Source organism: Levilactobacillus yonginensis, assembly GCF_003946265.1.
GTDB lineage: Bacteria > Bacillota > Bacilli > Lactobacillales > Lactobacillaceae > Levilactobacillus > Levilactobacillus yonginensis.
The window spans coordinates 11,699-33,231 of the sequence record NZ_RHNO01000018.1; the positions used below are offsets into that span (position 1 = coordinate 11,699).

18 protein-coding genes are annotated in these 21,533 nt (G+C 47.4%); 16 read left to right on the forward strand and 2 right to left on the reverse strand.

Going from position 1 to position 21,533, the window contains the following annotated elements:
• Window positions 1–90 precede the first annotated feature (90 nt).
• The gene (locus tag EKM87_RS09340; protein ID WP_125684088.1) at window positions 91–1,347 is read left to right on the forward strand and encodes a hypothetical protein; all 1,257 of its coding nucleotides are present in this window, start codon (window positions 91–93) and stop codon (window positions 1,345–1,347) included.
• Window positions 1,348–1,464: 117 nt separating this feature from the next.
• Here the strand turns inward: EKM87_RS09340 and EKM87_RS09345 are convergent, their stop codons facing one another.
• On the reverse strand, window positions 1,465–3,798 hold the full coding sequence (locus EKM87_RS09345; protein ID WP_125684090.1) for an ABC transporter ATP-binding protein/permease: 2,334 nt from the start codon (window positions 3,796–3,798) through the stop codon (window positions 1,465–1,467).
• 288 nt (window positions 3,799–4,086) lie between these two features.
• Here EKM87_RS09345 and EKM87_RS09350 point away from each other — a divergent pair, with 288 nt between their 5' ends.
• The 11 genes from EKM87_RS09350 to EKM87_RS09400 all read left to right on the forward strand — a co-directional run bounded on the left by EKM87_RS09350 (window position 4,087) and on the right by EKM87_RS09400 (window position 16,751).
• Window positions 4,087–4,623 carry a TetR/AcrR family transcriptional regulator gene (locus tag EKM87_RS09350; RefSeq protein WP_125684092.1) on the forward strand — a complete coding sequence of 179 codons (537 nt, stop codon included), beginning with the start codon at window positions 4,087–4,089 and terminating at the stop codon, window positions 4,621–4,623.
• A gap of 126 nt (window positions 4,624–4,749) precedes the next feature.
• Window positions 4,750–6,036 (forward strand): UDP-N-acetylglucosamine 1-carboxyvinyltransferase, encoded by a 1,287-nt coding sequence (locus EKM87_RS09355; protein WP_125684094.1) that lies wholly within the window; start codon window positions 4,750–4,752, stop codon window positions 6,034–6,036.
• 100 nt (window positions 6,037–6,136) lie between these two features.
• Window positions 6,137–6,388, forward strand: a complete 252-nt coding sequence (locus tag EKM87_RS09360; RefSeq protein ID WP_125684097.1) for a type B 50S ribosomal protein L31 — start codon at window positions 6,137–6,139, stop codon at window positions 6,386–6,388.
• Between the two features lie 108 nt (window positions 6,389–6,496).
• Entirely contained in the window at window positions 6,497–6,886 is a 390-nt protein-coding gene (locus tag EKM87_RS09365) for a hypothetical protein (RefSeq protein ID WP_125684099.1), read from the forward strand.
• A 199-nt stretch (window positions 6,887–7,085) separates the two neighbouring features.
• On the forward strand, window positions 7,086–7,808 hold the full coding sequence (locus tag EKM87_RS09370; protein WP_125684101.1) for a class A sortase: 723 nt from the start codon (window positions 7,086–7,088) through the stop codon (window positions 7,806–7,808).
• A 502-nt stretch (window positions 7,809–8,310) separates the two neighbouring features.
• Entirely contained in the window at window positions 8,311–8,760 is a 450-nt protein-coding gene (locus EKM87_RS09375; protein ID WP_164506471.1) for an LPXTG cell wall anchor domain-containing protein, read from the forward strand.
• Window positions 8,761–8,774: 14 nt separating this feature from the next.
• Window positions 8,775–9,563, forward strand: coding sequence for a WxL domain-containing protein (locus tag EKM87_RS09380; RefSeq protein WP_164506472.1), 789 nt, complete (start codon window positions 8,775–8,777; stop codon window positions 9,561–9,563).
• A gap of 41 nt (window positions 9,564–9,604) precedes the next feature.
• The gene (locus EKM87_RS09385) at window positions 9,605–10,306 is read left to right on the forward strand and encodes a WxL domain-containing protein (RefSeq protein WP_125684107.1); all 702 of its coding nucleotides are present in this window, start codon (window positions 9,605–9,607) and stop codon (window positions 10,304–10,306) included.
• A 95-nt stretch (window positions 10,307–10,401) separates the two neighbouring features.
• Window positions 10,402–11,451, forward strand: a complete 1,050-nt coding sequence (locus EKM87_RS09390) for a DUF916 and DUF3324 domain-containing protein (protein WP_125684117.1) — start codon at window positions 10,402–10,404, stop codon at window positions 11,449–11,451.
• 536 nt (window positions 11,452–11,987) lie between these two features.
• Window positions 11,988–14,237, forward strand: a complete 2,250-nt coding sequence (locus tag EKM87_RS09395; protein WP_125684119.1) for an L-type lectin family protein — start codon at window positions 11,988–11,990, stop codon at window positions 14,235–14,237.
• A 300-nt stretch (window positions 14,238–14,537) separates the two neighbouring features.
• On the forward strand, window positions 14,538–16,751 hold the full coding sequence (locus tag EKM87_RS09400) for an L-type lectin family protein (protein ID WP_125684121.1): 2,214 nt from the start codon (window positions 14,538–14,540) through the stop codon (window positions 16,749–16,751).
• Window positions 16,752–16,866: 115 nt separating this feature from the next.
• Here the strand turns inward: EKM87_RS09400 and EKM87_RS09405 are convergent, their stop codons facing one another.
• Entirely contained in the window at window positions 16,867–17,328 is a 462-nt protein-coding gene (locus tag EKM87_RS09405) for a low molecular weight protein-tyrosine-phosphatase (RefSeq protein WP_125684123.1), read from the reverse strand.
• A gap of 107 nt (window positions 17,329–17,435) precedes the next feature.
• Between EKM87_RS09405 and EKM87_RS09410 the strand changes: the two genes are divergently transcribed.
• The 4 genes from EKM87_RS09410 to EKM87_RS09425 all read left to right on the forward strand — a co-directional run bounded on the left by EKM87_RS09410 (window position 17,436) and on the right by EKM87_RS09425 (window position 21,352).
• The gene (locus EKM87_RS09410; RefSeq protein WP_125684125.1) at window positions 17,436–18,011 is read left to right on the forward strand and encodes a LemA family protein; all 576 of its coding nucleotides are present in this window, start codon (window positions 17,436–17,438) and stop codon (window positions 18,009–18,011) included.
• An 8-nt stretch (window positions 18,012–18,019) separates the two neighbouring features.
• Window positions 18,020–18,910: a zinc metalloprotease HtpX gene (gene htpX, locus EKM87_RS09415; protein ID WP_125684127.1), complete on the forward strand. Its 891-nt coding sequence runs from the start codon at window positions 18,020–18,022 to the stop codon at window positions 18,908–18,910.
• Window positions 18,911–18,985: 75 nt separating this feature from the next.
• Complete coding sequence (locus tag EKM87_RS09420; protein WP_125684129.1) at window positions 18,986–19,771, forward strand: hypothetical protein; 786 nt, start codon at window positions 18,986–18,988, stop codon at window positions 19,769–19,771.
• Window positions 19,772–19,966: 195 nt separating this feature from the next.
• Entirely contained in the window at window positions 19,967–21,352 is a 1,386-nt protein-coding gene (locus EKM87_RS09425; protein WP_125684131.1) for a UDP-N-acetylmuramoyl-tripeptide--D-alanyl-D-alanine ligase, read from the forward strand.
• The last annotated feature ends 181 nt before the right edge of the window (window positions 21,353–21,533 follow it).

Sequence of the window (21,533 nt, forward strand, 5' to 3'; positions counted from 1 at the left end):
ACATCATTACAGTTGGCAGAGGGGCCCCGTTCGTCGTGCGATAAGTACAGACAGGCCGCTTTTATTTTGTCAAACTAAAGGAGAACGACGATGAAAACCAAGGTCAAATTAGTGGGGTTAGCGTTGCTAGCCATGATGGTCGTGAGCGGTTGCCATGCTAAGCAGAATGCCAGTCAGTCGGAAACGAAGCTAGCTGATCAACCCCAACCGTCCAAGCTGACGACGGCACTGAAGCCGGCTAGTCAAAAAGCAGCGGAGGATTCCGGTACGCAGAGTAATCAGCAGGTGACTTATTCAAGGTTTTATTATCATCAAAACCATTGGCGCTGGGCATTGACTGCCAAGGGCAAGACAATCGTCAAGGGTATCGTCACGAAGAGTCAGAAGAAAGATTCTGACCAGAAGCTGACGATTAAGCGAAACAATGGTCAGAAGATGGCGTTGACTCTGTCGTGGCTGGATGGTGGGCTGCATTCTTACAGTCTTAAAAGTAGTACCCCCAAGTTGAGTCGAAACTTCATTATTGGCGATGATGGAACGGCCTGGACGAAGGGGGTTCCTTCAGAACTGAAAGGGACTTGGGAGACTGGCATTTATGATGCCAAACGATTGAATTTAGGCGGGAAGCTGGACAGTAGCAGTTCTTCGGTAGACAAACAGACACCTAAAGAAAAGACTTATTTTTATATTCTGGATACGACCCTCGATGGCTTGAATAATAGTTATGATCAGCAAGGGAATAAGGCTGGTGACGGTGCAGGTTGGGGTGTCAACTCGAATGTGTCTTACAAAAAGTTAACCGGTGGGGATTACTTGCTGAAGTCATACTGGGCTGGTCGAAAAGTAGCTCCAGATGTTTATCGGGTCAACCTGACTGGTAATCGGCTGAAATTAATTGATACGTTGGGTGATATCCCAGTGATGACCCGAAAATCAACCAAGGATACACCAGTAGTGGACGATGAGTCTAGTTCTAGTGACACTGATTCGGATAGCACCAGTTCAGCTACTACGGCTACGAGTAGTAGTGGTGCTGATACCAATAATTTAACGACGGCTCAGGTGAATGATTGGGTTTGGACGAATATGCTGAAAGATGATCTTAAAGGCAATCCAGATAAATTTGCGCAGAGCGACTATTTGTTTATGCAAAATATGAATAAAAAAGGCACTTTAGATATTGACGTTCGTGAAAATCATTCGACCAGACGGATGCAAGAGGCTGGTGCATCTCCTGATATCGATCCCAGAGTGGCATCTTACGAAATTAATGCTAAGGGAGAATTGATGAAGCAAGATATAGTTACAGGGAAATACAAAGTCGTTTCAACGCAATACGGCGAATGATTTTCAAGCATTAAGCGGTCCTGCTAATGGGTTAGTTGTTGGCCAGCCAGCTCAATAGACAGCCAAAAAACGACCTATCCAACAAAGCGGATAGGTCGTTTTAAGTGTATTTAGAAATTATTCAGAACGTAAGGCCGTTGCCGCGTCCTTCTTGGCCGCCATCCGTGCGGGGATGTGACCACCTAACATTGTCAGGACGGTACTGATGATAATCAACACGATACCGTGAACGGGGTTCAGGTGGGCAACGTTGCTCAAGTCAGTGATGTTTTTCAGCACCACATTGATTGGGAACGTCAACAACCAGGCAATGACGACACCCAGTGCACCAGAACCGACACCCAGGATAAAGGTTTCAGCATCGAAGACGCGGGTAATGTCTTTCTTCCGAGCACCTAATGCTTTCAAAATCCCAATTTCCTTGGTCCGTTCAAGAACGGAAGTGTAGGTGATGATGGCAATCATAATCATACTGGTTACCAGCGAGATACCCGCAAAGGCGACCAATACGTAGGTGATGGCATCCATTAAGCCACCAGTCAGGCTGGAAACTGTCCCGGCCATGTCGGTGTAGATCACCTTGTCGGACTTGCTCTTACCCTTGTTGTACTTGTCGAGGTAGGTCAACACCTTATCCTTGTTCTTAAAAGTGTTGGGGTAGATCAGAATGCTAGCAGGTGTGGTGGAACCACCTAAGTAGCTGACCAACGATTGCTTCGTGGTCTTATCCACGCTTTGGCCCGTAATGACGTTGTCGCTGGCCTTCTTTTGGGCCTTAACGATCTTAGAACCTTTATTTGCTTGAATGATGTTCTGCGTTAACTTGTCGCTGTAGGCAATTCCGGAAGCCAGCACGTTTTCGGAAGACTTCGCCTTGACCTTCACGATACCCGCAACTTTCAACGTCATGTTGTGGCTGTTGTTGTACAAGGTGTTTGTGGCCTTGTTCGGAACATAATTGCCAGTAGGGAGGTTTTGGTAGTAATCGTTGTTGTTGACGACCTTGATCTTGGTGCCCACGATTTTACCATAGCTAAACTTCTGGTTGTCCTTGGCGGTGTAACCCAGGTTCTTCAACGCGTTGATGTTGGTTGAGCCGTCCCGGTCGACGATTAAGATAATGTCGTTGGCGCTCTTGGGATATGAACCAGAAACCAGTTTGTAGTGTTTCTTCAAAAAGTTGGTGCCGCCATCGTTGGCGCTAGGGTAGACGGAACCACCGACACCGGTGGAAGCAGACATGGCGGATTGCATGGCGCTGGAGCTGCTAGAACTACTGTTATCAACGTTGGAGAAGGAGACCGTCTTAGTCTTGCCATTGACTTGGCGCAACAGGTTCATTCCAGTCGAGTAAGTGTACGTCACGTTCTTGCTCAAATTCTTATCGAGTTTTTTAACGTAGTTTAAGTAACCCTTGGTAAGCTTGTTGGTGTGAGTCGCCTTGTCCTGTTGGCTAACTTTGGCCGTTACCCGTTTGGCGTTGTTGGCCTTCACTTTATCATTGGCCTGGGTACCAGTGGTGCTAGTAGCGGTCTGTGAAATCGTGACAGGGAACTGAGCCAAGGTGTTGGCCTGAGTCTTGTTGATCTGTGTCTGGAATCCGTTGGACAAGGCCAAGACGACGGCAATACCGATGATCCCAATACTGGAAGCGAAGGCCGTCAGAGCAGTCCGTCCCTTCTTGGTCCGAATGTTATTGAAGGAAAGCTTCAAAGCAGTCCAGAAGGTCATCCGCGTCTTCTTCAACTTAAATTGTTCGGCATCGGCGTGTTCGTTGTAAGGGTTCGAGTCGTTTTGAATCTTACCATCTGCGAATTCGATGATCCGGTCGGCGTATTGCCGAGCCAGTTCAGGGTTATGCGTCACCATGATGACCAGCCGTTCAGCGGAAAGTTCCTTGATCAGCTGCATGATTTCGTTACTGGTCTCGGTATCCAGGGCACCGGTTGGTTCATCACAGAGCAGGATTTCTGGCTCATTGGCGATTGCCCGGGCAATGGCGACCCGTTGTAATTGGCCACCAGAAAGTTGGTTAGGTTTCTTATTGATGTGTTCAGTCAGACCAACGCGGTCTAGGGCCTTAAGGGCCTTTTCCTTCTTTTCTTGGTTGGAGACCCCACTCAGGGTCATCCCCATTTCAACGTTGTCAAGAATGCTTAAATGGCTGATGATGTTGTAGCTTTGGAAGATGAAACCAACAGAGTTGTTCCGGTAGGCGTCCCAGTCGGAGGCGGAGAAGTCTTTAGTAGACTTACCTTCGATGGCGAGGTCACCAGAATCATAAATGTCCAAGCCACCGATCCCGTTCAGCATGGTTGTCTTCCCAGAGCCACTAGGCCCCAGGATGGCCACAAATTCCTGTGAACGGAAGGCAACGGAGACGTCATCTAGGGCCTTCGTGACGGAATCGCCCACGTGGTAGTACTTTTTGATATGTTTGAGTTCCAGCATTTGAAATAATCCTTCCAATTTTTGATTTTGGCTGTTGTTACTTCGGTTTTTCTGATAAAATGGCATTATTGCAACACCGTGTCTTATATCATAAAAACAAATGGTCGACAGAACAAGCGTCAATGTTGACGGAAGTGTTGTAAACACAACAGTTTTTATGAAAATGTTGTTTTGATACTTACGCACACCGTGTTTTGCGGTCCCTACCATACCATAGAAATAGTGGTGACAGCACGTAATATCTCTCGTGGTCGGGCCGGTGTGTGGCACAATTAGGAGTGAAAATCTATGGTTGGTGTGAAAAATAATCGGCGCGCCCAGTATACACAGGGGATCATTCAACAAACTGTCCTATCATTACTGGAGAGTAAACCGATTAACGCCATTTCGGTGACGGAAGTTTGCGCGCAGGCTGATGTGAACCGCACAACGTTCTATCGGTACTATACAGACATCTATGACTGCGTTGCGAGCATCGAGAAGGCCTTTGTGACGTCGCTGAACCCCTTGGAGGGGGCAACGCCAACACAGGCGTTAGAACACCTGTTAACGGCATTCTACGAAGACAAAAAATTAAGTAACTTAGTATTTGTTGAAGGTAAAACCAAACTATTAGAACGGATGCAGGCATTGATGCGGCGAAATGGCCCGGAACCGCCACTGATTGACGATTACCAGGGGACCTACATTGGCGCCGGTTTGCAAAGTATCCTTAAAAAATGGGTCAAGGACGGGATGCCTGAGACACCCCGTCAATTGACCCAAATTATTATTGACACCATTCTAGCCAAAGACCTAGATGACCTACGAGACCAGGTCTTGTAGTCGCGGAATATTACATTTTGCGTGAAATGCCGGGAAACAGTTGTCTTTTTGCCTGGTATTATTTATCATGGTATCTGACTGTATGGAATTATATGGAAGATAAATTTAAGTGGGGAACACATCACAATGAAGAAAATGATTATTCATGGCGGCCAGCGCCTTTCTGGAGAAGTGACGATTGGCGGCGCCAAAAATAGCACAGTGGCATTAATTCCGGCAGCGATTCTAGCTGATACCCCGGTGCGTTTTGATATGGTACCGGATATCCTCGATGTGCATAACTTAATGCTTATTTTGAAATCAATGAATGTGCAATCAACCTTTGAAGATGGGGTCCTCACCATTGACCCAACGGAAATCGTCGAAGCACCGTTACCCAGCAAGGCTATCAAGAGCTTGCGTGCGTCGTATTATTTTATGGGGTCCTTGTTGGGGCGGTTCCAACGGGCCACGCTGAGTTTTCCTGGCGGCGACAATATTGGGCCACGGCCAATTGACCAACATATCAAGGCGTTCAAAGCCTTGGGTGCTCAGGTTGACGAGCACGACGGGACGGTTCGCATTACCACGGGGCCAGAAGGCCTGCATGGGGCGCGGATTTTCTTAGACATGGTTTCGGTTGGCGCAACGATCAACTCAATTCTGGCAGCGGTTAAAGCAGTTGGAACGACGGTGATTGAAAACGCTGCGAAGGAACCAGAAATTATCGACATTGCTACCTTCTTGAACAACATGGGGGCGCACGTGCGTGGTGCCGGAACTGATGTTATTCGGATCGAAGGGGTGCCAACGTTACGGGCAATGAACACCCATACCATTATTCCTGACCGGATCGAAGCTGGGACATACCTGTCCATGGCAGCGGCCGTTGGGGATGGCGTGGTGTTAAAGAACGTGATTCCTGAACACTTGGAGGCCTTTACCGCCAAGATGATCGAAATGGGCGTCCCCTTGGAGATCAACGAAGACAGTATTTACGTGCCGCGGTCCGAGGACTTACAGCCCATTCAGGTCAAGACGATGCCATTCCCTGGTTTTGCCACGGATCTGCAACAGCCGTTGACGCCGCTGTTATTTAAGGCAGACGGGAGCAGTGTGGTCATTGATACCATCTACCCTAAGCGCATTAAGCACATCGCTGAATTACGGAAGATGGGGGCCCACATTCGTTCTGAAGAGGGCACCATCATCATCGATCCGAGCGATGAATTAGTGGGCAGCCAAGTTCAGGCTGGTGAGATCCGGGCCGGGGCGTCGCTGGTGATTGCCGGGCTGATGGCCGAAGGTGACACAGAGATCAGTCAGGCAGATAATATTCTGCGTGGCTACGATCGAATTGTCGAAAAATTAACGGCGCTAAACGCCGACGTAGAAATCGTTGATGATAGCCTGGTTGAAAACGGCCAAGATTAAGCATTGCCGCGATTATAATTTCATGGTATAATTCAACGGTTGACGATTAAATCAATCTCTGGTCCAGTAGATGGATCAGGGCAAAGGAGCGAAATACATTATGAAGCAAGGAATTCACCCAGATTACCACGAAGTTGTGTTCCAAGACTCAAGTACTGGTTTCCAGTTCTTGTCTGGTTCAACTGCAACTTCTGACGAAACGGTTGAATGGGAAGACGGTAACACGTACCCATTGATCCGTGTCGAAATTACTTCTGATTCCCACCCATTCTACACTGGTAAGCAAAAGTTTACTACGGCCGATGGTGCTGTGGACCGTTTCAACAAGAAGTACGGTTTATCCAACGACTAATTATAAAATTTATGATTTGTCTTGCCGGCGACAGTTCAACTGTCGCCGGTTTTTTTGTGGGATGAAACTGCAAAATTTTAGGGAGATAGTCTATTCACTATTTAGGAGATGGCAAAAATGTATCGTAAGACGATGACAGCCTTATTGGTAGTCGGAAGCTTGGGGTTGGGCAGCCTAGCGATTGGCAGTACCCAAGCACAAGCGGCTAAGTGGCATAAGGGGGCACCTAAGATTGCGCGGGGCCATTGGCATGATAAAGATGTGATGCGGGGCCGCATGGGGGAGACCATGTATATCAGTAAGAAACTATTTGTTCTAGATGATAATGATCCGCACCTCACCCATCTGAAATACAAGAAAATGGGGAATCGCCGCTACAAATTTCGTGGCTATGAATTTGAAGCGGGAAAGTGTCAATCGACAGTGACGATGCACTTTATCAGTAAGCATCGTGTGACTTTTAAGCAATATGGTCATCGCTCGACCCTTTATAAATAGAGCTGACAGAGAGTCGTTCTCCCATGTAAGGGAAGAACGGATTTTTGACATTATTTTTTTGGGGTAGCGATGCTTGATAGCGCAGATAGTTTCAACGAATAAACCCGTTCTCGGTGTATTCGGCTTTGTTTTAGTCAGTAAAGGGCGTAAAATACGAAAGCGAAGAGAACGAATTATTTGGGGAATGGAGTATGTAATTATGGCAGACAATAACAAGCAAGCACCCAAAAAACAAAAGAAGAGTCGGTGGCGATGGTTCTGGTCGACACTATTCGTCCTGTTGATCGTGGTGTCACTGGGCCTGATTTTCAACGAACAGATTAAAAATTGGCTGATTTCTTCCTATCAACCGAAGATTACGCAGAAGTCCGTTAAGAAAAACGAGAAGAAAAAGGCGTCGTTTGATTTCAGTAAGGTCAAGTCACTGGATTTCTCAACGGTAGCTAACGCGCGTTGGAACACGGCGGATATTCACGTGGTTGGTGAGATATTGATGCCGCAGTCTAAGATTCACTTGCCGATAGCTCGGGGGGTCAGCAACGAGGTTCTCGCGTTAACAGCGGGGACCATGCGGCCGGACCAAAAAATGGGTGAGGGAAATTATCCGCTGGCTGGGCACCACATGAGCTCACAAACGATTCTGTTTAGTCCATTGTATTGGAAGACCCGGGTCGGGCAGACTATTTACCTGACGAATGCTAAAAAGGTTTTCGTGTACAAGGTGAGCGTACGGAAGTTTATTCCGGCGACTGACGTAAAAGTGGTTGATCAGACTAAGAAGAAGCTGGTGACCCTGATTACTTGTGATGCAACTGGGGCTAATCGATTGATGATCCGTGGAACTTACGTCAAACAGATGGCGTACAAGAATGCACCAGTTTCCGTACAAAAAGGCTTCCATAGCGGCTTTAACAATAAATAGTTTTATAAAAACGGCGTTTTCTTAGAGATTTCTAAGAAAACGTCATTTTTTTTACATTTTTTTGCTTTTTTTTGGCATAAAAAAAGCAGGATTGTTTTCATGGGCCAAGGCCATAAGCCACAAGGGTTTATAGTACATAGGATATACCTTAGATATGTTGTATAAGAACCCCATTACCCTATAATATACAGGGTGCTTTTTAAAATATTCACAAGATATTTTGCGAATTAATTGCGTTATTAATGTTTAAAATTCACGCAAAAACGCTGATATAACAGTGCTTAATCTAAAAAATATAAATACGTATGAACTAAGACACGACGCGGGTTGGATGGGATTAGTTCTCGTTTTCACCACAGATTATAGATTGTGGACAAGTTAATTGGGTCGTGATAGTATATGGCCTGTAATCAGATGAGATTCGATTCGCCTTGCAAGACAGGTCCATTGGAAATGGTAATGAGTTGCTTGGAAAGATACGGACGTGAGGATGGGAACAGCGATGCGTTTTCAAAAACTAGGATTGCTGATACTGAGCCTGCTTACCGTCGGTTGGGGAATTCCAACAACTGCTCGAGCTGCTGACCAATCGTCAGGGGATGTTCAACAGTCGCATTACTCGGTCACTTTAACGCCACCTACGACACCAACGATCACGACACCAAGTGGTTCAGTTAGTGGGGGACATGACGGCGATCTAGTGAGCGGCGGTGGCGCTGACGATGGTAACCCTGGGACAACTTCGAAGCCCGTCAACACGAGTGCTTCGGGTGGTCAAGGGGCTACCGCGAGTCCGGCGACGGGCAGCAGCCCAACCAACCAGACTTCGAAGGGCCGCTTACCTCAGACTTCTGAGGCGTGGTTCGGCTTAGGTACGATGGCCGGTATCATATTGTTGCTTACGGTTTGGATAGGATTTTTGACGAGTAGACGGAAAAAGACAAAAAGTTGAGGGAGACTATAATGATGATGACTAAGAAAACTTTACAATTACTTGCTACTACTGCACTGCTTGCTGGGTTAGGTTTTAACACTGTTACTGCTAGTGCAGCAACGGTGAACCCTGCTGAAAAAGATGCTACTTCAATTTCCAAAGACACCCAAGCTAGTGTTAGCTTGACTGGTGGTGGCGATGAAGGTGGTAACGCTGCTGGTGGGATTCACTTGATCACTGCTCCTAACGTTGCTTTTTCCGGTACTTTAACTGGTGACAAGCAAACTTTATCCGAAGTCACTTTTGACAATAAAAACTTTGCTGACGATAGTGTAGCTAAAGCTGGTACTCTAGTTGTTGCCAACCAAGGTTATGAAACTGGCTGGACCGTTCAAGTATCTGCCGGTGCGTTTAATCTCACCAACCCAGCGGCTAAAGACGCTAATGTTACAAAAGACTCAAAGGTTCTGGCAGCTTCCCAATTGGTACTGGATGCTTCAAAAGTTAGCCCCAAGGAAGGCGCCAACCAAAGTGCTTCACCTCTTGGTAACAAGGTAACTTTGAACTCTGATGGTACCACGGGTAACTTGCCAATTTTCCAAGCCTCAGCTGGTAAGGGTATCGGGACTTGGATCTCTCAATTTGACAAGGCAACTAGCTCATTTGAAATTGCTGCTGGTAACAAGGCTGGTAACTATACTTCTAAGTTGACTTGGACGTTAGCTAACACGCCTGACACGACTGGTGCAAGCACACAGGCGCCAGAAAAGCCATCCACTCCAGCACCCACTGCACCAGCAACTCCAGCAGCCAACAAATAACACACGCTAATCCGTTGCTATAAGCAAAGGAGGGCTGCGTAGTGACCAACAAAATAACTAAAATAGTGGCCTCATTTGCTTTGGCGTTCAGCCTTAGCGTGGGGTTGCTACAAAGCCCAGCATCAGCCGATACGTATGGAACAACAGCTTCAACGAACCTGAAGCCTGGGGATACCAGTGGATCGGTGAAACCCGTCGATCCAGAAACACCGGAGAAACCATTTCCCGGCGACCCAGGAGATTCAGGCAACGGGGGGACCGGTTCGACCGGCCCACTTACGTTGGACTACGTTCCGAACCTAACTTTCAAGCAAGATTCTGTGACGGGCCAAGTGATTAACACGACCGCCGAGAATTCCAGAGCCTTTGTTCAGGTCAGTGACCGGCGTTATAATGGCGCCGGCTGGAAACTGTACCTAACGGCGGGGTCCCTGACTGGTCAAGCTGACCATCATCAGGTGACTCACGGCGACTTAGCTCTGGGTCAGTCAACCTTTAAACCGAAGGCAGCAGGGACTGTCAGCGGGGCACCAACCGTAACCGTTGGGGCGAAGCAAGACATGACGATGAATGTGGCGGAAATTGTGGCACACGCCGCACCGGACCACGGGTTAGGGACGTGGATGATGCGCATCAATGCAAATTCAAGTTTACCGGCGCGTCTGTTCGTCAATGCCGGCGAGGTAACCCAACAGCAACTTTACACGGGCGTATTGACCTGGCAGTTAACAGACACACCTTAAAAATGATGAGTTTTAAAGAATGCGGTGGCGACAGCTACCGCATTCTTTGTTACAATGAACCAAAAAGAGAGTGGATATGGGAGGCCGAATTAATCATGAAAAAGTGGTTACGGTTATTGGTAACATTTGGGGCGTTACTGCTAGCGTTCGGGTGGTTTCAACAATCCGCACGCGCAGAAAGCGTAGGGTACACGGTTGGGGCCGTGTTACCCAAAAATCAGGACGATAAAAAGGTGACTTACTTTGCTTTACGGGTTAAACCCAATCAGGAGCAGAAGTTAGCCATTGTGATCAGTAATACTGGGAGTAAGAAGAAGACCTACCAGGTGGGGGTCAATCAGGCCGTTACCAACAGCAATGGGGTCGTTGATTACAGTATGGCGAGTCCTAAGCTAGATTCCTCGTTAAAGGTAGGAATTAAGGATTTGTTCGGTAATAAAACCCAGCGGGTCACTGTTCCAGCTAAGAGTAAGCAGAAAGTTTATGTTTCTTACAAGATGCCAGCTAAGCGACTCGATGGTATGATCTTGGGTGGTATTTACGTCAAGCAACTCACGGCGAACGAAGCGGCCAGCAATAAAAAGGGTGTTAGCATCAAGAACGCCTTTGCTTACGTCATTGGTCTACGACTACGGGAGAGTGACGTGGACGTTGCACCGGACATGAAACTACTTTCGGTCGAGAACGGCCAGTCAAATAAGTACAACCAGGTTGAGGCTAACTTGCAGAATCCACGTCCAGGTCTGATGAGCAACTTGAAGGTCAAGACGAAGATTACCAAGCAGGGTGAAAGCAAAACCATTTTAAGCAATGAAAAGTCTTCCATGGCCATGGCACCAAACAGTAATTTCAATTACGCCATTCCGTGGGGGGACAAGCAGTTGAAGGCCGGCACCTATACGTTAACGCTGGATGCATACGCGCAAGGTGGGTATCATTGGCACTTCGTGAAGGACTTTAAGCTGACTCAGAAGAAGATTGGCCAACTACAAAACAAGTTCAACACACCGGCACCTAAGAAGAATTATTTCTGGTGGTTCGTTGCTGGTGGGGCCATCATCATTCTGTTATTGTTGATCATTATCTACTTGTTGTTGAAGAACAAGAAGCGTGATGACGATGATGATAAGGTAAGCAAAGACTAATATGATTCGCTGTAATGCTCGGTATCTAGTCAAGATACCGAGTTTTTTTGTGTTTTATCATAAATGAATTGATGGATTTTTCCACGAATAATGCATATTAATTAGCTGTATTAGTAATAATAAGTAATTCGAGATTACTGACATTTGGCTTGTCTTTACAGAGTAATCCTGGAACTACGGCGACTGGATAGTTATCCGGTGATAAATTAAATATTCAAAAAAGGGTTATTTACTAATAAATTTAGGTTAATGTGTGGAAAGTAAAAGGCTTGAATTTTGTTAGGAGACCACATATAATTGTACTGGTTAATAAGAGAAGTAGTACAGGGGCGTTGACTTTTTGGCAATTAGACTAGGGTTGTCAGTCAACGGCGCATTCAATTACGTGTACAGAAATGTCATTGCAATTAAACTGTACAACTAAATGTAAAGTTAACTGCCGGTTAGGTGTCAAGGCAGGTAGTAGGTAGGAAGCATGGCTCATCGACAAGACTAGGTTGCCGACGAGCTTTTCACGTTTAAAGGGGAGGGATTAGTTGAAAGTCAAAGCCATTTTATTAGGGTTGATTGCCCTAACGGCGGGCCTGACGATTGGTGGCCATTTAATAACGGCGCAAGCGGATACGGATTCAGTTACGGTGAAGGCACCAGCAGGGATCACAGTCGGTAGTTATTTCTCTCCGGGAACAATCGCCAATAATTCTGCCGAATTGATGGATACAGGTCACGGATTAGATCAAGCCGTCAAGTTAACGAATTACCGGGTTGGAACTGAATTGGGAACAATTTGGACCAGCAATGAAGCAGCGATGAATTTAAACGAAAATGAAAAGGCCTCGATGTGGCTTTACTTAGGTAATGGAAATTCTTCCGCTGCGGATGGAATTTCTTTTGTTATGCAGAATGATGATCGGGGAGTCGGTGCTAGTTCAACTAATGCGGCTGGTCAGCCACTTAATGGCCAGACGTTAGGTGTCTGGGGTGGTGACGCGCGGACAGACTTTACCAAGCCGGTTGATACGCAGGCAATTGCCGACAGTGCCATTCAAAAGAGCTGGGCGCTAGAATTTGATACCTTTGCGAACGGCACTTCAACTGATTTGAGGAATGGTAAGGCAGATAACGATTTTGATGCCGACATCACCGGTGGGTATCCCCATATCGGATCTAACTATCCTGGGGACAAGAACAGTTATGCACAGGGAACGCTTAGCAATGGTAAATACTATGCGAAGCTCAATCACCTTGGAGTTTTGAAAAAAAGTTACAGTTATCTCTCAGATGGTTTTTGGCATCACTTAACCTTGAATTGGAACAATGATGCTAAAACGATGACCTATACGTTTGGTGATAAGGATCCGTCGACTGGTGCACTGATTGCAACTGTTGCGGATGGCGGTACCGCGCAAACCGCGACAGTTCCGATTGATCCCAGTAAGCTAGGTGTTGGTAGCGATGGTCACGTTCGGTGGGGCTTTACCGGCTCGACCGGGATCGCCAAGAATGCGGAAGAAAATGCGGTCGTCTTTGAACAGGTTCCTGGACTGGTCAATGCCAGTGCCACGGCCGATATTACAGACAATTCGCAAGATGATAAGATCATGACGTCCGCAACGACGGATAAAATTTATACCGGTGACCGGCTATCTGTAAAGTATCACTTGAGTTATGATGGGGGCCGTGAATCTTGGCAAAATGTTCAAGCAACGTTGAAGTTACCAGCTAACGTGGCGTTTAATGATACAGCGACCATCACCTACGCGGATGGCTACCAGCAACAGATCACTGGCTTAGATAATAGTAATATTTCCGGCCAGACCGTCAACGTTGCCTTAGATGCTGGCCATGTTTTATCGGACAACAACAAGACGGCTACCATTACCTTAAAGGGGAAGGGCGTACTCGCGAGTGGTGTGACTTCGGCCACCTCTAAGTCAACGCACAGCAATTTTGATGGTTCTAACGCGTTGACCGATGCCAGCTTGAACGCCTTCAATGTGACCCAGCCAGCTGCAGGCGCCATGAGTATGGTACTGACCAGTGGTCAAGTTGGTATTGGTGGCACGACGAGTAGTGAAACAATGACTGGTACTAAGGATGTGACAGTTACTGGGAAAGTCAATTACGTGAGTGGGAACGCTAGTAAAAATAGCGATATCACCTTACATCCTACGTTGAACGGCGAGGACCTGGCCCCGGTATCCTTAAAGGACAGTGATCCGGCGGGCCAATTTAGCTATACGATTCCGGCCGCTTCACTTATTTCTGGGCTGAAAGACGGCAATCAACTGATTATGTACGCGCGCGACCAATCAGGTCGGTCAACCAATGATACGGTCTATACGGTCAACGTGAAGGAAGGGACGATTAAGCTTGACGTCCCTACTGAATCGTCTTTCAATGGAGATGATCCGCAAAAGCTGACTGGAAAGTCGATGTCCTTTGCGCCGGACAGTAATCTTCATGTGAACGTCAACGACACCATGGGAACCGGCGACCAATGGACATTAACGGCCTCGGCTGATCCGATGGTAGCAGAGCTTCAAGGTAATCCAATCAATGGTGACCTGACGTACGTTGATCAGAACGGTCAACAGAACAGTCTGTTGGCAGGGGCCGTTACGATCATGAAACATACGACGACGTCTGACAATGATGTGGTCGATGTCATGCAGGACTGGAACAAGAACCAGGGCCTCCTGTTGAAAACGAACCCTGGATTAACCATTGGGACGTACAAGACGACTATTCACTGGACGTTACAAAACACGATGGCGACTAATTAAAAAAAAGTTATTGATATTTAGTGTGAAGCTACCCGGGGAATCGGGTAGCTTTTTTGCTGTCTATGGCGGAAATGAAGCGGATTTATTCTAGATAAATATGATGGATTTTCAGAGCTGAATCAATTATAAATACTGTTATATCAACGATTTAGACGTGCTGTTTCGGTAAACGTGGTATACTAAAGGAAATTAATCAGGGGTGTTAGTATTATACGAGGATAACTACATTAAAATAGTTATAATCATTTGAAAAGTTTAGATGAATCGGCAGTTGCTCCTGATCGGGAAGGAGCCACCAGAATGATGGTTAAGGGAGTCGTGTTAGGTTTTGTTAGTTTTTTGGTTGCCAGTTTTTACCTATTAACAGTAACCGCACAGGCGCGAACGCCGTTTGATTTAAAACATGGGCTGGAGACGACGCCGCAAGGAATTGCCCTGCCAAGTCTATTTGAAGCTGGGCGGTCACCTTGGAATCATGCAGTTGTCGTTCCTTCACAGAATAGACGGACATCAACAACGCAGGTGGTCCAACTCACAGATGATGCTGGTCAGGTGGGCGCGATTTGGTCTAAAGAGAACTATCGGTTCAACCTAAACCACCGACAGACTGTCTCGATGTGGCTGTATTTTGGCGATGGTGGGAGTTTCCGAGCAGATCGAAACGTTGCTGGGGATGGCATGGCCTTTGTTTTGCAGAATGGCGGGGGTGTCCAGGCGGCACCCAAGTATCCCGGGAAAATTTTTGGTGAATCCTTAGGGGTGTGGGGAATCGATAATTCAAATGATTTTTTCTCTACTGCTAAAGACGTCGCCAAGACAGCTATTCAACACAGTTGGGCGTTGGAATTTGACACATTTTTGAACAAAACGGCTGACCTAAATAGCGGGGGAAAAGGCGATGCCTTTGACCTCGACAGTGATGATAATAATTTGATGACGCCGCATATTGCTTCCAATTATCCTGGTGAATCCAGCAGTTATGTTCCTAAGGACAATTACAGCTTAATTCGATTTGCCCGGTCTTATAAGCTTTTGCATAATGGGGTTCTCGCTGGCAACGACTTTAATTTTCTTTCGAACGCCAGGTGGCATCATTTAACATTAACGTACGAGCCCAATTCATCTGATTCTAAAAATGCTAGCATCACGTATTCTTTTAATGACCGGGACCCAGTCACCGGCGTGTCGGCCCGGTCTGGTATGACGGCGACCGTTCCTATCGACCGAAGTATCATTGACCCCGATGATACGGGCAAGGCTTGGTGGGGCTTTACGGGATCAACTGCCAGTATGGAAGAAAATAATCTAATTGTGTTTGATGAGCTTCCAGATTTGGTTGATAGCGAGGCACAATCACACTTGCGGGTGCAGGTAGCCGGCGCAACTGATAAGATGATTCCGGTGAAAGCAGGGGATACTCTAACTAAAGGCGACAAAGTGAGCCTGTCTTATCAGTTACAATATCTGAATGGTAGCCGCTCATGGCACAATATTGAGACCCAACTTCGTTTACCTCAGCGTCTGCGTTTCAACACGATGAAGATCCATTATCCTGATGGAACGGAGGCGAATCTGACTGGAACGGACCTGACCCAGCCAGTGATCCGGCAGAAAATCCAGACACTCTCTGATGACTGTAATCAAGCGACTATTGAGTTGACAGGCGTAGTGAAGGATTCGACGGGGCCGGTCCCAGCGGCCACCAGCGAATTTAAGGGAGACGAAGCCGTTGCATCTACGTCGACGCCAGAGTTTCGCGTACAGGGAAGCAACAGTATGGTCTTACATTTAACGTCGACAGCGAGTCTCACCGTTGATAACAGTCAGTCGGTTTCATTGCCAGGGATGGTTGACCTTTCCAAATCGCAATACCAAAGTGGCGACGTGAAGATTAGGGGAGAGTTAAATGATGATACCCAGTTACCAGAGCAAAAGCTATTGGCTTCTGACACGCGAGGTGCCTTTAACTACAAGATCCCAGCCAATACGTTAAGTAAGGGACGAAACACATTAAAATTGACGGCGGTTGATCCGGATGAGGCGTTTTCTAACACGATAACAACGTCTTTGATTGCGACCAACGAGCCTAAAAGTACGGGGACTTTGGGCTTTGCCAATTTGGCCGGTCAGGCCGATTTTTCTGGCGAACTAACGGGGAATCGCCAAACGCTACCCAATCACTCAACGCTGGACCTTCAGATTGAAGACTCACGTTCAGCTGGTCATGGTTGGGACTTAAAGGCCAGACTGAATCAGCCGTTGACCAATGCGGTAACTAAGCAACCGCTACTTGGTGATCTTTATTACGCGACAACCTGGGGGAATCATGAGGTGCTTTCAAGTGCAGACCAAATCGTTGCACATGGTGAGACTGATGGAGATGATCAGGTAGTCGATGTGACGGCTAAGTGGCAACAACTATATGGCCTATTTCTACAAGTAAATGCAGGTGCTCAGCAGGGCCTTTATTCTGGGAGCATTACCTGGACACTTGCAGATACACCGCATACTTAAAGATAAAAAACTCACGAGAAAAAGGGCCGAGACGTAGTGTCTCGGCCCAAGGTATCTCATGGGGGTTATTTGAAAATGGCTAGGCCAGTCAGTTAAACCGCTGGCCTACAAAGGCCTACTTAGTCAGTTCATCTAGCCAAGCAGGTAATGCCGCTGCCAATTCTTGATAAGTCAGTTCAAACTTGTGGGTGTACCAGGGGTCGTCAATGGCCTCGCCAGTACGACCTGGGAGAATATCCAGGCAGAGCTTAACCTTGGCCACATCGGCCGCTGAGGGGACCATTCGTTGCAAATTAGCCACGTTGGCATGGTCCATCGTAATGATGGTATCTGCCCAGTCAAAGTCCGCGGCCGTAATTGGCCGGGAGCGATGGTGACTCGCATCCAGTCCGTGAGCTTGCATAGCTTTGAGGGCTCCGGGGTGGGGATGGTTACCTTCTTCTTCAGGGCTAGTGGCGACAGAAGCTACTTCAAACTGGTTGGTGAGGTGACGCTGCTCTAGCAGATCATTGAAGATGGCCTCCGCCATTGGTGAACGACAGATATTACCGAGACAGACAAACAGAACGTGTTGCATAGGTGGAACCTCCTAATTTAATGTTAAAGTCAGGCAAAGCTACTGGCCTCGCGATTTTTCATTTGTTATGATGAGTTTACCAGAGTCCATAGGAGGAGTGATAGAGAATGGTTGCAATAATTTTAATTATCGTGCTAGTCATCTTGGTGGCGTGGTACATTGGTGCCTACAACGGGTTGATTCGGACACGGACGCACGTTCAAGAATCTTGGAGTCAGATTGACGTTCAGCTCAAGCGACGGAATGACTTGATTCCTAACTTAGTTTCAACGACCAAAGGGTATGCGAACTACGAGCAGTCCACGTTAAAAAAGGTGATTGCTTTGCGGAACCAATTGACTGAGGTTCCCGCTGATGATCATCAACAGACTATGGAAGTTTCTAACCAATTATCTACGACGTTGCGGTCACTGTTTGCCCTGTCTGAAAATTATCCAGACTTAAAGGCCAACACGCAATTTAGTAAGTTAATGGAAGAATTAACGAATACTGAAAACAAGATTGCTTATTCTCGGCAGCTGTACAACAGTTCAGTGGCCAACCTGACCATGAAGATTCAGTCCTTCCCAAGTAACATCGTCGCCAAGGTTCACCATTTCCAAGAGAGCGACTACTTGCAAGTTCCTGAAGAAGAAAAGACGGCGCCGAAGGTTAACTTTGATGACTTTGGCCAAGATAAGTAGGCGATAACATGTTGTATGATCAAATTGCCATGAATAAACGCCGAACAGGGTATGTGATGTTTGGGTTTGGTGTGTTAGTGCTCGCCATCGGCGCAGCACTAGGTGACCTCTTCTGGGCGAACTGGGAGTCAGGAATCTTGTTGGCAGCGGTGGTCACCGGGGTCTACATGCTGATTATGATCAGTCAATCGACCAACGTGATCATGAGCATGAACCATGCCAGAGAAATTACCGATGAAAATCAGGCACCAGAGTTGTGGCACTTGGTGGAAGACATGGCGATGGTAGGTCAAGTACCCATGCCGCGGGTCTTCATCATTGAAGATGCCAGTCCTAATGCCTTTGCGACGGGCAATAATCCCGAGCACGCTGCGGTTGCAGTCACGACCGGTATTTTAGAACGATTGAACCGTGAAGAGATGGAAGGGGTCATTGGCCACGAAATTTCTCACGTCCGAAACTATGACATCCGTTTACAAACGATTGCGTTGGCATTGTCGGCAGCCATTGGCCTGCTGGTCAATTTTGCCAGTAACTGGCTCTGGTGGGGTGGTGCACGACGGCGGGATGATCGTGATTCCGGTGGCAATGCCATCGGTTTGGTTATCTCAATCGTGCTGATTATTTTGGCACCACTCGCTGCCAGCATTGCTCAGATGGCCTTGTCCCGGAACAGAGAATACCTAGCCGATGCTTCTAGCGTGGAATTGACTCGGAATCCGCAAGGTCTAATCAGTGCGTTACAGAAGATTGACGACAGTGCGCCCATGAAGGCGGCCGATGCCAATAGCGCGGCGCTTTACATCAGTGATCCCTTCAAAGGAAAGAAAAATTTCGCTGATTTATTTGCCACCCATCCACCGATGGCCGACCGGATTGAACGACTCGAAAAAATGTAAAAATTTATGGACAGTTGGAGGCGGTTTCGTAGTACAATTAAACATGATTGATACTAGGGGAAAGAGTGTTGGAGTATGCGCGGAAATTTCATTTATTTAAGTCTAGAACCCGTGACGAATATGATTTATTCGTTGGGCATATCACCAGCTGATTTTTTAAATGGCGTTCCGGCCATCCCAAATCAGTTGCTTTTGCTGAACGAAGAATCCGGTAATGATGTGGAAATTAATCCGCACACCCGGTTACAGACGGTCACGGGCCAAGCGCAAGTTCGACGTTACCTACTGGGTAAGCACGAGCATGCGGTGAAATGGTTAGACTACACGCACAGCGATGATCTCGATTTCCTCTTACCAGGTGAATTAGCCGAACTTCTTTACTTGGCACACATGGAGACGCATATCCGCACGCCGTTCTACGCGAAGCTGCAGAACGACTACGCGTTTCTAACGCTAAGGGATGGGTTCTACAAAATCTATTACCGGCATTTAGCGGATTTCGATCATGTCTTAGAGGTTAGTATCAAGCGGCACTTACGCGCAATGCACAACAACCGGTGGGTCTTTGCCCGACCCTTGGCCATTAGCGACTTGCCTCATGAAATTGTCTTACAGCTGACGCAAGGTTTGATGGATGGTATGATCGTTGCCTTTGATCAATTGGTTGAACGTCACCGCGTTTACGTGATTCCGGTGCGAGCAATCACGCATCCAGAGCGGCAGAACACCTGGTATTCTCAAGAAGAGGTCTACGCGGATTCACGGGAAGTTGCGAGTCTGCGTTACGATTTAACCACTGGTGAGTGGGCGTTGAGCATTCACGACAACCAGGTCTTTAGTGACGTGGCTGATTCCATTTAAAAAATTTGTCAACCACTGTTGGGCCCTTGCCCTCAGTGGTTTTTGTTTGCGTTTTAAGTTAGGTGAGCGCAATTCATGGTATAATGAAAAACAGATTTTATTGCGACTAGAACTGTTCGGCTGACTTACCGAACGGAAATCAATTTGACAACGGGACGGTCCCAGCGGCCATTCCGCCAATTAGGAGTAGAAAACATGAAGATGCAGCTTGCTGAAATTGCTCATGCAGTTGGAGCAATCAATGATTTCGAACAATGGCGTAGTGTCAGTGTGACCAGCGTGGCCTTTGACAGTCGACACCTCCAGCCGGGGGGACTCTTTATCCCATTGACTGGCGAACAGGACGGCCATCAGTTTATTCAATCGGCCATTGACCACGGGGCAGTTGCCACATTATGGGCCCGCGACATGGTCAGTGCTCCAGCTGATTTTCCCGTTCTCCAAGTGGCGGATTCTCTAAAGGCTTTGCAGGCCTTGGCTCAGTACTATTTATCTAAAATCAATCCGCGAGTGGTTGCCATTACTGGTAGTAACGGTAAGACGACCACGAAGGACATGATTGCCGCGGTGCTGGCCACGCAGTTCAACGTGACCAAGACACACGCCAACTTCAACAATGAAATTGGTGTACCCATGACAGTTCTATCTATGGAACCTAACACTGAAATGTTAGTGGTTGAAATGGGGATGGACCGGCCTGGTCAACTCGACTTCCTAAGCAGCTTGGTAATGCCAGACCTGGCAGTGATTACCATGATTGGTGAAGCGCACATCGAATTCTTTGGGACGCGTGACAAGATTGCGGATGCCAAGATGGAAATCACGCACAGTCTTAGTGACGATGGTATCTTCGTCTATGATGGGGATGAACCGTTACTGCGCGAACGTTCAACTGATTTGGTTCAACGGCAAGTAACGTTCGGCCAAGAAGGGACCAATGCTCTTTTCGCTACCGACGTTCAAGCGACGTCCACGTCGACGAGCTTCGTGACGAATCAGTGGCCCAAGGTGACCTTTACGATTCCTATGATTGGGGCCTACAACGTAAACAATGCCCTGGCAGCTCTTTCTGTGGCTTCCGTTTACCGGATTCGTCCTGAGAGTGCACAGAAGGCATTGGCTACGGTCAATCTGACCGAGAACCGGGCCGAATGGCTGGAGAGTAGTACCGGAACGGCTATCCTGAGTGACGTTTACAACTCCAACCCAACGGCCGTCAAAGAAGTCTTAGCGGCCTTCTCACAGACGCCAGTTACCGGCAAGCGGTACGTGGTTCTGGGAGATATGTTGGAGTTGGGTGACCAGGCTAGTGCGATGCATGCTGGTCTTGCTACGGCAATCGACCCCACGGCTATTGCTGGCGTGTACTTGGTTGGTCCGTTGATGGAGTCGTTGGCTAAAGCATTAGCTGATCGTTATCCAAACCTGCCAGTAGCCCATTATGGCGCGGATGAGCTGACAACGCTTACAACTGATTTACAGGCGAAATTAACCCCTGCTGATCAGATTTTATTAAAGGCATCCCATGGCATTCATTTGGAGCAAGTGTTGGCCGCACTGCGGGATTCCGCTGAAAACTAAAATGAAAATGAAGCAACTTCCACGAGTCTTGGGAGTTGCTTATTTTGTTTCAGCGTTGTATGATGGCTTAGTTGTATTTAAGAAACGAAATTACCCCGTTCTAGCCAATCATCATCCGCACCAAGGAAAACGGATTTTTTCCAAGTATTTTGAGGCACTAGGGCGACGTATCCATTAGGAG